Annotated in this window: 12 protein-coding genes; 8 read left to right on the top strand and 4 right to left on the bottom strand. The window is 72.0% G+C overall.

Annotated elements, in window-relative coordinates; all coding sequences use genetic code 11:
• Positions 1–17: 17 nt before the first annotated feature.
• Positions 18–1,736 (bottom strand): rhodanese-like domain-containing protein, encoded by a 1,719-nt coding sequence (locus K206_RS0103710; RefSeq protein ID WP_020201066.1) that lies wholly within the window; start codon positions 1,734–1,736, stop codon positions 18–20.
• Between the two features lie 22 nt (positions 1,737–1,758).
• Positions 1,759–2,979 carry a succinyldiaminopimelate transaminase gene (gene dapC / locus K206_RS0103705; RefSeq protein WP_020201065.1) on the bottom strand — a complete coding sequence of 407 codons (1,221 nt, stop codon included), beginning with the start codon at positions 2,977–2,979 and terminating at the stop codon, positions 1,759–1,761.
• Between the two features lie 258 nt (positions 2,980–3,237).
• Between dapC and K206_RS0103700 the strand changes: the two genes are divergently transcribed.
• The 4 genes from K206_RS0103700 to K206_RS0103685 all read left to right on the top strand — a co-directional run bounded on the left by K206_RS0103700 (position 3,238) and on the right by K206_RS0103685 (position 7,404).
• Positions 3,238–3,852, top strand: coding sequence for a cysteine dioxygenase family protein (locus tag K206_RS0103700; RefSeq protein WP_020201064.1), 615 nt, complete (start codon positions 3,238–3,240; stop codon positions 3,850–3,852).
• Between the two features lie 33 nt (positions 3,853–3,885).
• On the top strand, positions 3,886–5,505 hold the full coding sequence (locus tag K206_RS0103695; RefSeq protein WP_020201063.1) for a rhodanese-like domain-containing protein: 1,620 nt from the start codon (positions 3,886–3,888) through the stop codon (positions 5,503–5,505).
• 301 nt (positions 5,506–5,806) lie between these two features.
• Positions 5,807–6,100: a helix-turn-helix domain-containing protein gene (locus K206_RS0103690; protein WP_029043197.1), complete on the top strand. Its 294-nt coding sequence runs from the start codon at positions 5,807–5,809 to the stop codon at positions 6,098–6,100.
• Entirely contained in the window at positions 6,097–7,404 is a 1,308-nt protein-coding gene (locus K206_RS0103685; protein WP_020201061.1) for a type II toxin-antitoxin system HipA family toxin, read from the top strand. Before K206_RS0103690 ends, K206_RS0103685 begins: the two co-directional genes overlap by 4 nt.
• Before the next feature lie 22 nt (positions 7,405–7,426).
• On the opposite strand, the gene K206_RS0103680 is transcribed toward K206_RS0103685, so the two are convergent.
• Positions 7,427–8,143, bottom strand: a complete 717-nt coding sequence (locus K206_RS0103680; protein WP_020201060.1) for an SDR family oxidoreductase — start codon at positions 8,141–8,143, stop codon at positions 7,427–7,429.
• A 263-nt stretch (positions 8,144–8,406) separates the two neighbouring features.
• Between K206_RS0103680 and K206_RS0103675 the strand changes: the two genes are divergently transcribed.
• Complete coding sequence (locus tag K206_RS0103675) at positions 8,407–9,291, top strand: DMT family transporter (RefSeq protein WP_081651310.1); 885 nt, start codon at positions 8,407–8,409, stop codon at positions 9,289–9,291.
• Positions 9,292–9,309: 18 nt separating this feature from the next.
• Here K206_RS0103675 and K206_RS0103670 read toward each other — a convergent pair whose 3' ends face one another.
• Positions 9,310–9,903: a GNAT family N-acetyltransferase gene (locus K206_RS0103670; protein WP_020423656.1), complete on the bottom strand. Its 594-nt coding sequence runs from the start codon at positions 9,901–9,903 to the stop codon at positions 9,310–9,312.
• A 77-nt stretch (positions 9,904–9,980) separates the two neighbouring features.
• On the opposite strand from K206_RS0103670, the gene K206_RS0103665 reads away from it, so the two are divergent.
• From K206_RS0103665 to nirB, 3 genes are all read left to right on the top strand, one after another.
• Positions 9,981–10,490 (top strand): winged helix-turn-helix transcriptional regulator, encoded by a 510-nt coding sequence (locus K206_RS0103665; protein ID WP_020201057.1) that lies wholly within the window; start codon positions 9,981–9,983, stop codon positions 10,488–10,490.
• Between the two features lie 318 nt (positions 10,491–10,808).
• Positions 10,809–12,125 carry an MFS transporter gene (locus K206_RS0103660; RefSeq protein WP_029043195.1) on the top strand — a complete coding sequence of 439 codons (1,317 nt, stop codon included), beginning with the start codon at positions 10,809–10,811 and terminating at the stop codon, positions 12,123–12,125.
• 60 nt (positions 12,126–12,185) lie between these two features.
• Positions 12,186–14,738 (top strand): nitrite reductase large subunit NirB, encoded by a 2,553-nt coding sequence (gene nirB, locus K206_RS0103655; protein ID WP_020201055.1) that lies wholly within the window; start codon positions 12,186–12,188, stop codon positions 14,736–14,738.

The following is a 14,738-nucleotide window of genomic DNA, read 5'->3' as shown; positions in this document are numbered from 1 at the left end:
CAGGGCTTTTGTACCTTTCAGGCCTTGCGATAGTCCACCAGCTTCACCGCCAGATCGCCATCGCGCCCGAGCTGGTCCACCAGCCCGATTTCCCAGTTCAGGTAGGCATGCATCTCGGCCTTGCGCCGGCCTTCGTCTTCGTAGGCGTAGGCGCTGTACCAGGCATCCTCGTCGCCGGTCAGCACGCGCGCGGCGGCGGCGGAGCCGGCCGGCGCGGCTTCGGCCGGCAGCCCCAGCGCCTGCCAGCGCGCGTTGCCGCCGAGCAGCGCGCGCACGTCGCGCGCGCTGGCGTGGCGCAGCGCCGCGGCCACCACCTGCGCCAGCACGCCGTCGGCGGAGGTGACGACGATCACGTCGACCGGGCCGGCGTGGTCCAGCACCAGCGCCGCCTTTTCCGGCGTGGCGAACCAGGCGCCGGGAATGTGGCCGCGGCGGAAGGCCAGGCTGCTGTCGACGTCGGCCACCGTCACGCCGCCGCGCGCCTGCAGCGCGGACAGCGAAGCCGCCTCGATCCACGGCGCCTCGGCGGCCGAGGTGCGCAAGACACGCACCGGCTCGGGCCCGGCCTCGCGCGCGGCGCGCGGATCGGCGCGGAACAGGAACACTTCGTGCCCGCTGAACTGGGCCAGCCATGCCGCCGTGGTCTGCGCGCGCACGCCGTCCCAGTCGGCCAGCACGATGCGGGCGCGGCGGGTGCCGGCGTAGGCGTCGGTGGCCTGCACCAGCTGCCCGCCGGGCGCGCTGCGCCAGCCCGGCAGGTGGCCGGCGGCGTATTCCTCGGGCGAGCGCACGTCGAAGCGGTACAGCGTGCGCTCGTGCGCCTGCTGCTCGAACGCGGCCAGTTGCGCGGCGTCGATGTGCCGCACGCCGGCGCGTCCGGCCACGCGGGCGGCGCGCTCGCGCGCCGTGGCCTGCGCGGCGTCGCCGGGCTGCGGGGCGAAGCGGGTCTGGCCGTGGTCGAGCGCGTAGCCGGCCAGCAGCCATGCCATCGTGCCGTCCTTGAGCGACACCACGCGGTTGGGAATGCCGGCGTTGATCAGCGTCTGCGCGCCGACGATGCTGCGCGTGCGGCCCGCGCAGTTGACCACCACCAGCGTGTCCGGGTCGGGCGCGATCTCGCCGATGCGGTAGACCAGCTCGGCGCCGGGGCAGTCCACCGCGCCGGGAATGCTCATGTTCTGGAATTCGCTGAACGGGCGGCTGTCCACCACCACCACGTTGTCGCCGCGCTGCTGGTGCAGGCGCAGCGCCTCGGCGGTGATCCACGGCGTGTGCAGCTCGTGCTCGATGACTTCGCCGAAAGCCTTGCTGGGCACGTTGGTGCCGCTGAACACTTCGTACCCGGCGGCCTGCCACGCGCGCGTGCCGCCGGCCAGCACCGAGACGTCGGTGTAGCCGAAGCGCAGCAGCTTGCCGGCGGCGGCATGGGCGAGGTCCTCGGCCAGGTCCGTCACCACGATGCGCGTGTTCCGGCGCGGCACCAGGCGGTCGATCACGGTTTCGAGCCGGCCCAGCGGCGCGGGCACGGCGAACAGCAGGTGCGCGCGCGCGAAGGCGCCCTCCTCGCGCGCGTCCAGCACGGCCAGCTCGCCGCCGCCGGCGATGGCGTCCTTGAGCGCGGCCGGGCTTACCCGCGGATGGTCCGCGCGCGCGGCGGCGGGGTCGTCGGCAAAGGTTTGGGTCAGGTCGGTGATGGTCATGGCGGAGAAGAAAAAGGAGATCGTCGGATACGGCAAGGCGGCAACAAGCCGCGCGCGCTCAGGCAGCGGCCGGCTGCAACCCGCGCAGCAGGCTCACGAGGCGGTCCACGCCCTGCGCGCATTCCTCGGGGCTGGCGACCAGCGCGATGCGGACATGGCCCACGCCGGGGTTGTGGCCGTCGACCGTGCGCGCGAGGAAGGTGCCGGGCACCACGGCGAGGTTCTGCTCGGCCAGCAGCAGGCGCGTGAAGGCCACGTCGTCCAGCCCGCTGGCGCGGATGTCGAGCCACGCGAAGAAGCCCGCCTGCGGCGCTTCCAGCCGCGCCACCTGACGCAGGCGCGGCACGGCGAAATCGAACTTCTCGCGGTACAGGCGGCGGTTCTCCACCACGTGCGCCTCGTCGCGCCACGCGGCGAGGCTGGCGCCCTGCACGGCCGGGTTCAGCACGCCGCCGGAATAGCTGCGGTACTGGCGCAGCCGCGCCAGCACGTCGGCGTCGCCGGCGACGAAACCGGAGCGCAGGCCGGGCGCGTTGGAGCGCTTGGACAGGCTGGCCACCGCCAGCAGGCGGCGGCGGTCCCGGCCCAGCGCCTGCGCGGCAGCCAGCGCGCCGAGCGGCGGCGCGGCCTCGTCGAAATACAGTTCGGAGTAGCACTCGTCGGAGACCACGTGGAAGCCGTGGCGCTCGGACAGCGCCAGCACGTGGGCCCAGTCTTCCAGCGGATAGACGCGCCCGGACGGATTGTCCGGCGAGCACAGGTAGCACAGCCGCACGCGCGGCCAGACCTCGGCGGGCACCGCGTCCAGCGCGGCCACCAGCCCGCGCGCGGTGTCGATGTAATAAGGCTCGGCGCCGGCCAGCAGCGCCGCGCCCTCGTACACCTGGTAGCCGGGATTGCTGACCAGCACCACCGGCGCGCCCTCGCGCGGGCGGCTGGCGCCCAGCACGGCCTGCGCCAGGCTGAACAGCCCGTCCTTGGCGCCGTTGACCGGCACGATCTCGCGCGCCGGGTCCAGGTCGCCCACGCCGTGGCGGCGCGCGATCCAGGCGGCGATGGCCTCGCGCAGCGCGTCGCTGCCGGGCACCTTGGGATAGCGGCCGATCTCGCCGGCGTGCCGCGCCAGCGCTTCCTCGATGAAGCGCGGCGTGGCATGGCGCGGCTCGCCCCAACTGAAGCTGATCGGCGGCAGGCTGGTGCGCAGCGGCGTCTGTGCCGCCAGCGCCGCCAGTTTCTCCGTGGGATAGGGTTGCAGGCGTTCGTGCAGGGTCTGGCTCATGTGCGGTCTCCGTTCCGGGAACGGGGCCCGGCAATGGCTGGCCCCCGGGGCTTGCCCGGACCGGCTTGCGCCCAACTCTAAGAGCCGGGCGGGCGCCGCGGCAACGAATCTTTCCGCCATTGGAAATGCGAAGCGCGGCGCCCGCCCGACTGGGGCCTGGCGGCAAAACCGCATATGCATCGGCGATATTGTTCTTTCAGCCGCCGCCGCGCACTCCGTAGAGTGGAGGCCTGCCGATCAGAACGAGGATTCCCCCAGATGACCATCCAGAGCCAGCGCAGCGCCGCCGTCGCCACCACCCTTGCCGAAGTCCGCGCCCTCACCAGCCAGCGCGACGTGGACCGCGCCACGCTCGAGCGCGTGACCCACGCCCTGCAGGCGCTGGCCGACAAGAAGGCGTTGTTCGGCTTCGCCGATTTCCCGCCGCCCGCCGACGGCACCGCCACCTCCACGCGCTACCGCCTGAGCGAGGAAGGCCAGTTGCCGGCGCTGTACCTGAACTCCATCGTTCCCGGCAAGAAGACCATCCCGCACAACCACGACACCTGGGCGGTGATCGTGGCCGTGCAGGGCGACGAGCTGAACCGCGTCTACCGCCGCACCGACGACGGCAGCGATCCCGCCCGCGCCGCGCTGACGCTGGAGCGCGAGCAGGTGGTGCGCCCCGGCGCGCCGATCGCCTTCCTGCCGCAGGACATCCACAGCATCCACGTGGTGGGCGACGCGCCCACGCTGCATTTCCACCTCTACGGCCGTCCGCTGGAAGCGCTGACCGGGCGCATCGGCATCGAGCCGGAGACCGGCCGCATCGTCAACTACAACACCACCCAGATGAACCGCAGCGAACAGGTCCCGGCCCAGGCCGCGGCCTGAAGCGCCGTCCATCCCAGCCCCCAGGAGCCCGCCATGACCCGATCCATCGATGCCGCCACGCTGCGCGGCTGGCTCAACGACGGCCAGCCCCTGGCGCTGTTCGACGTGCGCGAGCACGGCCAGTATGGCGAAGGCCATCCGTTCTTCGCCGTGCCGCTGCCCTATAGCCGGCTGGAGCTGGACGTCGGGCGCCTGGCGCCGCGCCTGGCCGAGCGCATCGTGCTGCTCGACGATGGCGACGGCGTGGCCGCGCGCGCCGCGCAGCGGCTGGCGCAGCTCGGTTACGGCGACGTGACCCTGCTCGCGGGCGGCGCGCCGGCCTGGGCCGCGGCCGGCTATACGCTGTTCAAGGGCGTCAACGTGCCCTCCAAGACCTTCGGCGAACTGGTCGAGCACTGGCACCACACGCCGCGCCTGAGCGCGGACGAACTGGTGGCGCGGCGCGCGGCCGGCGAGAGGCTGGTGCTGGTGGACGGCCGCACCTTCGAAGAGCACCAGAAGATGACGATCCCCGGCGCCAGCAGCCTGCCCAACGGCGAGCTGGCGCTGCGCCTGGACGCGCTGGTGCCCGACGCGCGGACCACCGTGGTGGTGCACTGCGCGGGCCGCACGCGCAGCATCATCGGCGCCCAGACCCTGCGCAACCTCGGCCTGCCGAACCCGGTGCTGGCGCTGGAGAACGGCACCCAGGGCTGGTATCTCGCGGGCCACGCGCTGGAGCACGGCAGCCAGCGCCGCTATCCGCCGGCGCCGGATGCCGCCGCGCTGGCCGCGGCGCGCGCGCGCTCGGCGCGGCTGCTGCTGCGCTTCGGCCTGCCCGCGCTGTCGGCCACGCAGGCCCAGCAATGGCTCGACGATGCCGGGCGCACCACCTTCCTGCTCGACATCCGCACCGCCGAGGAATTCGCCGCGGGCACCATCGACGGCGCCACGCATGCGCCCGGCGGCCAGTTGATCCAGGCCACCGACCAGTACGTCGGCGTGCGCGGCGCGCGCGTGATCGTGTTCGACGACGACGGCGTGCGCGCGCCGGTGGTGGCAAGCTGGCTGTACCAGCTGGGCTACGAAAGCGCGGTGCTGGCCGACGGCGTCGACGCGGCGCTCAAGGTGAGCGCGCCGCCGCGGCCCCTGTCCGCCCGCAAGCTGCCGGTGCTCGACGCCAGCCTGCTGCGCGCGCTGCATGCCGAGGCGCCCGACGCCATCGCGATCGACCTGCGCGACAGCGCCGCCTACGGGCGCGGCCACGCCGACGGCGCGGTCTGGTCGATCCGCCCGCGCCTGCCGCGCACGCTCGGCGAGCTCGGCGCCGAGCCGGGCCGGCCGGTCATCCTGATCGCCGCCGACCCGCGCGTGGCCAGCCTGGCCGGCAACGACCTGCTCGCCGAGGGCTACACCCATGTGTACCGGCTGGCGCAGGGCTACGACACCTGGCTGGCCGCGGGCCTGCCCCAGGCGGTGCGGCCGGCGCCGCTGCCGGCGGCGGCGCGCATCGACTTCCTGTTCTTCGTGCACGACCGCCACGAGGGCAACCACGAGGCGGCGCGCGCCTATCTGGCGTGGGAAACCGGGCTGATCGCGCAGTGCGCGCCGGACGAGCTCGGGGTCTTCCGCCGGGCGCCGGGCCAGCCGGCCGTGCACGGCCGCGCGGCGTAGCGCCCCGGCGCCGCCGGTTCCCTGCCACCGGGCGCCGCCGCTGCCGGCCGCCGGCGTGGGCGGCGCGCGGCACCGGCGGCCGGAACCCAGGGCTTTCCCCGCCCGCCATCGCCACGGCGCGCGAGAGCCCACCGCCGCGCCGGCGGCGAGCGCCGGCCGAGGACCGGCCTGCCCGCGTCCGCGGCATCACATCCCGGCGCATTATGTTATGACATAGTTTAAATAACAAAATTATGGAATAGCATAAATCCGTCCGGCCATCTGCTATGCTATGACATATATATTCAGCTAAAACTATGTCATGGCATCATTCCAAGCACAGTTGCAGGCGCGCCGCGCCGCGCGCAAGGCTTCCCTGGCCGAGGTGGCACGCCTGATCGGCATGGCGCCATCGAACCTGACCACCGCGCTGAGCGGCAGGAGCGACGTGCGCGCCTCCACGCTGGAGGCCATCGGCGCCGCGCTCGACGCGGAATGGGTGCTGGTGCCGCGCGAGCACCTGCTGGCGGTGCGGCGCCTGCTCGAAGGCAAGGACAGCGGGCCCGACCGCGACGCCCGCACCTCGGTGGAAATGTTCCTGGAGCCGCAGCCGTGAGCCCCGGCCTGCGGCCCCGCTACCTCGAAGTCCATCTGCACGGCGTGCTGTGCGGGCATCTGTGCGAGGTCGAGCGCACCTGCCGCTTCGTGCCGGCCGAAGCGTTCCGCGGCGATCCGCTGCGGCCCACGCTGAGCCTGTCGCTGACCTTCCCCGGCAACGAGGCGCTGACCGCCACCGTGCTCTCCAACCCGTTCCATCCGGCGCTCTACAACACCAACGGCGCCTTGCCGCCCTACTTCGCCGGGCTGCTGCCCGAGAGCGAGCTGCGCAGGCGCCTAGAAGCCACCCGCCAGCACGCCGGGGACCGCGACGACTTCGGCATCCTGGCCGCCGCCGGCGACGACCTGCCCGGCGCCGTGGTGATACGCCCGGCCCCGCTCGACACGCTGCCCGGGCACGTGCGCACCGTGGGCGTGACCGGCGGCGCCGACAACCTCGAGATCGCCGTGATCGAAGGCGCCACCGAAGGCGCGGCCTCGGTCTCGGGCGTGCAGAACAAGCTCGCGCTGTCCACCGCGCAGGCCGGCAGGCGCTACACGCTGCCCACGCACGGGCGCCTCTCCGACCTGATCGCCAAGCTGCCCGCGCGCAACGACGACAGCCAGGTCTTCAACGAGTACGTCGCCATGCAGCTGGCGCAGGCCGCCGGCGTGGCGGTGGCGCCGTGCCGGCCGGTGCCGCTGGCCGCCATCGAGGTGGAAGGCCTGCCCGAGGCGCTCGGCGCCGGCCTGCATTTCCTCGCCGTGGACCGCTTCGACCGCGAGCCGGGCGGCCGCGTGCATGCCGAGGACGGCTGCCAGGTGCTCACGCGCATGCCCAGCCGCAAGTACGCCGGCCCCGAGGCCTACGCCGCGCTGGTGCAACTGCTGGAGCGCCTGAGCGTGCGCGGCATCGAGGACGTGCGCCAGTTCTTCATCCGCCAGGCCGTCAACACGCTGCTGGGCAACAGCGACGCCCATCTCAGGAACTTCTCGTTCCTGTACCGCAACGGCATCGCCGCCGAGCTGTCGCCGGCCTACGACATCGTCAGCGTGGCCGCCCTGCCGGGCTTTGCCGGCTTCGGCCAGAACGTCGCCATCGACCGCCAGCAGCGCGCGCAGACGCTGCAGACCTACCGCGAGTTCGCGCGCGCGGCCAGGGTCGCCGAGCGCATCGCCACCGCCGCCGCGAAAGACGCGGTGGCGATGGCGCACGAGCGCTGGCCCGCGCTGCTGGAACAGTTGCCGGCGCCGGCGGGCATGCGCGCCGTGGTGCTGGAACGGCTGGCGACCCTGCCGCTGGCGCGGCCCGGACCGGCATGAGGAACGCGGCGCCGGCGCCGGCCTAGCTCAACCCGTCCAGCACCAGATGCTGCCCGTGGATGGCCTGCGCGCCGTCCGACGCCAGGAACAGCACCGCGCGCGCGGCCGCGGCCGTCGACACCCAGGCGGCCGTGTCCGCATGGGGCATGGCGCGTCGGTTGGCGGGCGTGTCGAGAATGCCGGGGGCGATGCTGTTGACGTTGATGCCGGCCTGCCGGACTTCGTGCGACAGGCTTTCCACCAGGCGCTGTAGCGCGCTCTTGGAGGCGCAATAGGCACCCATCGCGGCGGCGCCGCTGGCCGCGCCGCGCGCGGACACGGCGACCACCTTGCCGGCGTGCTGCGCCAGCATGGCGGGAATGAAGTGCCGGGTCACGGCCACCAGCGACCACGCATTGAGATCCATCATGCGCAGCCACGACTCGCGGCTCAGCGCGTGCGCGGGCTCGCCCATCTCGAAGCCGCCGGCCACGTGCACCAGCACGTCGAGGCCGCCGAAGGCGTCGAGGATGGCGCGCGCGGCCTGCGCCATGCTGTCCGGCGAGGTCACGTCGGCGCCGAGCGGCAGGTGCCAGCCGGCGGCCTGCGCCACCGGCGCGTGCGCGCGCAGCGCTTCGGCGTCGAGGTCGATCAGGGCCAGGCGGTCGCCTTCGTCGGCAAAGGCCCCGGCGACGGCGCGGCCGAGCGCGCCGGCCGCGCCGGTGATCGCGACGCGGCGGGGAGAGGCGGAGGATGCCATCGGAGTTCTCCTGAAGGCGGTGGCGGGGCCGGCCATGCCGGCGTTCTCCTTCAACATAGACATCGCCCTCCTCGGCCGCCAGCACCATGCGGCGCCGCGGCACGCACCGGCGGCGTGGACCACCCGGTGCGCGGCGCGGGCGGGCCGGGTCCGCCATGCTGCACATGTCCTAGCCAGCGCCGGCAAGATCGTTCAAGATGCAGGCCTCGCCGCCGCCCGCCGGCCCGCCGGCTGCCCGGACACCCCCTTCCCGAGACTCGCAATTGCCGCTGAACCGACTGAAACAAAGCACAACCCTCGTTGCCGTGCTGGCGCTGGTCGGGTCGATGGCCTCGCTGTGCATCGGCACCTCGTTCGCCAAGACCCTGTTCGCCACAGCCGGCGCCCAGGGCACCACCGCGCTGCGCGTGGGCTTTTCCGCGCTGATCCTGCTGTGCGTGTGGCGGCCGTGGCGGCTGCCGCTGAGCCGGGCCAACGCGCGCGCGATCGCGCTGTACGGCGCGGCGCTGGGCGCCACCAACCTGCTGTTCTACATGGCGCTGCGCACGGTGCCGCTCGGGCTGGCCATCGCCATCGAGTTCACCGGGCCGCTGGCGGTGGCGGTGTCGTCGTCGCGCAGGGCCATCGACTTCCTGTGGATCGCGTTTGCCGTGGCGGGCCTGTTGCTGCTGCTGCCGCTCGGGCAGAACGTGGGCACGCTCGATCCGGTGGGCATCGGCTACGCGCTGGCGGCGGGGGTGGGCTGGGCGCTGTACATCATCTTCGGCCAGATGGCCGGCAACGCGCATGGCGGGCAGGCCACTTCGCTGGGCCTGACCGTGGCGGCGCTGGTGGTGCTGCCGTTCGGCCTCGCGCACACCGGCACGGCCATGTTCAGCCCGGCGCTGCTGCTGGCGGGGCTGGCGGTGGGCCTGCTGTCGAGCGCGATTCCCTATTCGCTGGAGATGGTGGCGCTCAAGCGCCTGCCGCGCCGGACCTTCGGCATCCTGCTGAGCATGGAGCCGGCGATGGGCGCGCTGGCCGGGCTGGTGTTCCTGCACGAGACGCTGAGCGCGCAGCAGTGGCTGGCCATCGCCAGCATCATCATCGCCTCGGTCGGCTGCACGGTCACGGCCGGCACGCGCCGGCGCGACACGGTGCCGGCGTAAGCCAGCCTGCGTTGCCGCTCAGCCCGCCGCCGCGCGGGCGGCGCCGGCCGCCGCGTCCTGGCCGGCGCCGCCGCGCAACACCAGCGTGACCTCGTGCAGCATGACGTCTTCCGGGTTGCGCCGGCTGGAGAAGCCGAACTCCCGCATCAGCGCCAGCATGCGGCGGTTCTCGCTGAGCACGTCGCCGCGCAGCAGGCGCAGGCCCGCGCCGGCCGCGGCGTCGCGCAGGCGCGCGATCAGCCGGCGGCCCAGGCCCTTGCCCTGCCAGTCGTCGGCCACCGCCACCGCGAACTCCGCCACGCCGGCGGCGGTGACGACATAGTTGCCGTTGGCGACGATGACCGGCTCGCCCGCCACCTCCGCCGTGACCACCAGCGCGAGGCCGTCCTCGTCATGGATGAACCGGCTGATCACCTCGTCGGACACCCGCCCGCCGGTGAGGAAGCGGTAATAGCGGCTCTCGCGCGACAGCGCCTGGACGAAGGCGTGCTCGCTCGCCGCGTCGGCCGCGCGCACCGCGCGCACCACCACCCGCTCGCCGCCGGCAAGCCGCCAGCCCTGGGCGCATTGCGGGCATCCGGCCGCGGCGGCGGGTGGTTGCGACGAGAGCATCGTCGACTCCTAACTACATTTTTAATAGTCAGGAGTATAGGCTATACCCTGACTTTTGCAAATGAAGTCAGGGTGCTATGCTGGTTCGCATGCAACCCACCGCCGAAGACCTCCAGCACTGCTCGATTGCCGCCACGCTCAACCTGATCGGCGAGAAGTGGACGATCCTGATCCTGCGCGACGTGTTCCACGGCATCCGGCGCTTCGACGACTTTCTCGCGCGGCTGCAATGCTCGCCCGCCGTGCTGTCCGCGCGCCTCCGGACGCTGACCGAGGCCGGCATCCTGCGCAAGGTCGGCTACAAGGAGCCCGGCGAGCGCGAGCGCTTCGAGTACCGCCCCACGCGCGCCGCCGTCGAGCTGCTGCCGGTGCTCGTGGGCCTGCTGCAATGGGGCGACCGCCACCTGGCGCCCCACGGGCAAGGCCCGGTGGCATTGCTCACGCCCCAGGGCCGCCACGTGCGCGCCGCGCTGGTCGACGACATGGACGCGCTGGTGCGGCCCAACGACATCGAGCTCAGCCGGGTACCGCGCGAGGCCCCTCCCGCCGCCGCCGCCGACGGGCGCCCCGCCGCGGCCGGCGCCTGAGCCGCGCGGCGGCGCCACGCACCGCCCTCGTTCACTGCACTGCACCATGACCGTGCCGCGCCGCCGCGGCTGCCCCAAGGCGGCGCACGGCCGCCGCCGCCGAAGCGCCCTTTCCCGCCAGAAGCCCCGCTCGCCATCACATCCGCCGCTGGCACGCCGCTTGCTCAACAGAACGCGAGCGGACCAACGGCGGCCCGCTCCCCCCACACACGGCGACAGCGGTCTTTACCGATGCCGCCAGGACAACGGCGTCCCCTGATCCTGTCTTCATGACCGGCTCGCGGGACGCCATTTGTTTTTCTGGAGTCTGGAGCCATGATGACCGGCAAAGCCACCCGCATCGAACTGCTGAGCCTGCGCACGCCGCAGATGCGCGCCTTCCACCTGACGTGGATGGCATTCTTCGTGTGCTTTTTCGCGTGGTTCGCCTGCGCGCCGCTGATGCCGGTGCTCAAGGGCGAGTTCGGCCTGACGCCCGACCAGATCGCCAACATCAACATCGCCGCGGTGGCGGTGACCATCCTGGTGCGGCTGGTGGTGGGCCCGCTGTGCGACCGCTTCGGCCCGCGCCGCACCTATACCGGCCTGCTGGCGCTCGGCGCGATCCCGGTGCTGGGCGTGGCGATGGCGCAGAGCTACGAAGCCTTCCTGTTCTTCCGCCTGCTGATCGGCGCGGTCGGCGCGAGCTTCGTCATCACGCAATACCACACCTCGGTGATGTTCGCGCCCAACGTGGTCGGCACCGCCAACGCCGCGGCCGCGGGCTGGGGCAACGCCGGCGGCGGCGCCGCGCAGGCGACCATGCCGCTGCTGCTGGGCGCGATCCTGATGCTGGGCGTGAACCACGCGCTGGGCTGGCGCCTCGCGCTGCTGGTGCCGGGCGTGCTGATGCTGGTGGTGGCCGTGCTGTACTGGAAGTTCACCCAGGACTGCCCGCAGGGCGACTTCATCGCGCTGCGCAAGCAAGGCATCGCCGTGGACAGCGGCAAGAAAGGCGGCTGGGCCAGCTTCGCCGCGGCCAGCGCCAACTACCGCGTGTGGATGCTGTTCATCACCTACGGCGCCTGCTTCGGCGTGGAGATCTTCATCCACAACGTGGCCGCCACCTACTACGTGGACCACTTCGGCCTGTCGCTGGGCAGCGCCGGCCTGGCCGCCGCCAGCTTCGGCCTGCTGGCGCTGTTCGCGCGCGCGCTGGGCGGCTGGCTGTCGGACAAGGCGGCGCTGCGCCGCGGCCTCGACGCGCGCTCGATGCTGCTGTTCGTGCTGATTCTCGGCGAAGGCCTGGGCCTGCTGTGGTTCGCCCAGGCACACAGCGTGGTGGCGGCGGTGGTGGCCATGCTGGCCTTCGGCCTGTTCACCCACATGGCGTGTGGCGCCACCTACGCGCTGGTGCCGTTCATCGACCGCAAGGCGCTCGGCGGCGTGGCCGGCATCATCGGCGCCGGCGGCAACGTGGGCGCGGTCGCGGCCGGCTTCCTGATGAAGGGCCTGGGCGGCAACCTGCAGCAGACCCTGACGGTGCTCGGCGCGGCCGCGCTGGCCTCGGCCCTGTGCGCCATCGCCGTGCGCTTCTCCGCCGAGCACAAGGCCAGCGAGCAGGCCCTGTTCGACAACGCGCTGGCCGGCTCCTGAGCCGCGCGGAACGACAAGAAGCACAGCAAGGCCCCGGCCCCACAGAACAAGGAAACCATCATGAAACTGATCGTCATCGGCCACGGCATGGTCGGCCACAAATTCCTGGAAAGCCTGGCCGAGGCCGGCTCGCAGGACATCGAGGTCACGGTGCTGTGCGAGGAGCCGCGCCCGGCCTACGACCGCGTGCACCTGTCGGAATTCTTCGCCGGCAAGTCCGCCGAGGACCTGTCGCTGGTGGAGGCCGGTTTCTTCGAGCGCAGCAACATGCTGCTGCGACTGAACGCGCGCGCCACCGGCATCGACCGCGCGGCCAGGACGGTCAGCATTTCCACCGGCGAGACGCTGCCCTACGACAAGCTCGTCATCGCCACCGGCTCCTATCCGTTCGTGCCGCCGCTGCCGGGCAAGGACCGCAAGGACTGCTTCGTCTACCGCACCATCGAAGACCTCGAAGCCATGCAGGAATGCGGCGCGCGCGCGCGGACCGGCGTGGTCATCGGCGGCGGCCTGCTCGGGCTGGAATGCGCCAAGGCGCTGCGCGACATGGGCCTGCAGACCCACGTGGTGGAGTTCGCCCCGCGCCTGATGGCGGTGCAGGTGGACGACGGCGGCGGCGAGATGCTGCGCCGGAAGATCGAAGACCTGGGCGTGACCGCGCACACGCGCAAGAACACCGTGGAGATCGTCGACGGCGAGGCCGGCACGCACCGCATGAACTTCGCCGACGGCAGCCACCTGGAGACCGACATGATCGTGTTCTCCGCCGGCATCCGCCCGCGCGACGAACTGGCGCGCGCGGCCGGCCTGGCGGTGGGCGAGCGCGGCGGCATCGCCGTGGACAACCAGTGCCTGACCTCCGACCCGGACGTCTACGCCATCGGCGAATGCGCGCTGTGGCAAGGCAAGATCTACGGGCTGGTCGCGCCTGGCTACGAAATGGCGCGCGTGGCGGCGAAGCACCTGCTGGGCCACCAGGCCGAGTTCGCCGGCGCCGACATGAGCACCAAGCTCAAGCTGATGGGCGTGGACGTGGCCAGCCTGGGCGACCCGCACGGCAGCGCGCCCGGCGCGCGCGCCTACCAGTTCACCGACGAGCGCAAGCAGGTCTACAAGAAGCTGGTGGTGTCCGACTGCGGCAAGTACCTGCTGGGCGGCGTGCTGGTCGGCGACGCCGAGGAATACGGCACGCTGCTGCAGATGATGCTCAACAAGATAGAGCTGCCCGAATCGCCCGAATTCCTGATCCTGCCGTCCTCCGACGGCCAGGCCAGGCCGGCGCTGGGCGCCGACGCGCTGCCCGACGCCGCGCAGATCTGCTCGTGCAACAACGTCTCCAAGGGCGACATCTGCGCCGCCGTGCGCGACGGCGCCGCCACCATCGGCGCGCTCAAGAGCCGCACCAAGGCCGGCAGCACCTGCGGCGGCTGCGTGCCGCTGGTCACGCAAGTGATGAAGGCCGAGATGAAGAAGCAGGGCCTGGCGGTCAACAACCACCTGTGCGAGCACTTCGCCTATTCGCGCCAGGAGCTCTACCACCTGGTGCGCGTGGGCGGCTTCAGGAGCTTCGGCGAGCTGCTGGCCGCGCACGGCAAGGGCCTGGGCTGCGACATCTGCAAGCCCACCGTGGCGAACATCCTGGCCTCGTGCTGGAACGAGTTCGTGCTCAAGGAAGAGCACGCCAGCCTGCAGGACTCGAACGACTACTTCCTCGGCAACATCCAGAAGGACGGCACCTACTCGGTGGTGCCGCGCATGCCGGGCGGCGAAGTCACGCCCGACGGCCTGATCGCGGTGGGCCAGGTGGCCAAGAAATACGGCCTCTACACCAAGATCACCGGCGGCGCGCGCGTCGACATGTTCGGCGCGCGCCTGGAAGAGCTGCCGATGATCTGGGAAGAACTGATCGCGGCCGGCTTCGAGTCGGGCCACGCCTACGGCAAGTCGCTGCGCACGGTGAAGTCGTGCGTGGGCTCGACGTGGTGCCGCTACGGCGTGGACGACTCGGTCGGCCTGGCCATCGAGATCGAGAACCGCTACAAGGGCCTGCGCGCGCCGCACAAGATCAAGTTCGGCGTGTCCGGCTGCACGCGCGAATGCGCCGAGGCGCAGGGCAAGGACGTGGGCATCATCGCCACCGAGCGCGGCTGGAACCTGTACGTGTGCGGCAACGGCGGCATGAAGCCGCGCCACGCCGAGCTGCTGGCCAGCGACCTGGACCGCGCCGCGCTGCTGCGCTACGTGGACCGCTTCCTGATGTTCTACGTGCGCACCGCCGACCGCCTGCAGCGCACCAGCACCTGGCGCGACAACCTCGAAGGCGGCCTGGACTACCTCAAGGCGGTGGTGCTGGAGGACAGCCTGGGCATCGGCGCCGAACTGGAAGCGCAGATGCAGCACGTGGTGGACACCTACGAGGACGAATGGAAGCTGGCCGTGACCAACCCGGAGACGCGCAAGCGCTTCCGCCACTTCGTCAACAGCGACCTGCGCGACGACAACCTGGTGTTCATGGAGGAGCGCGGCCAGGTCCGCCCGGCCACGCCCGAGGAACGGATCTTGCATCGCTCCCGGATCGAACAGATCCCCGTGACCGTCGTCAAGGCCGCCTGA

It is taken from the genome of Cupriavidus sp. WS, from assembly GCF_000395345.1.
In the GTDB taxonomy this organism is placed as follows: Bacteria; Pseudomonadota; Gammaproteobacteria; order Burkholderiales; family Burkholderiaceae; genus Cupriavidus; species Cupriavidus basilensis_B.
Note: the sequence above shows the minus strand (reverse complement) of the source record. Positions and strands in the feature narration are given on the sequence as shown.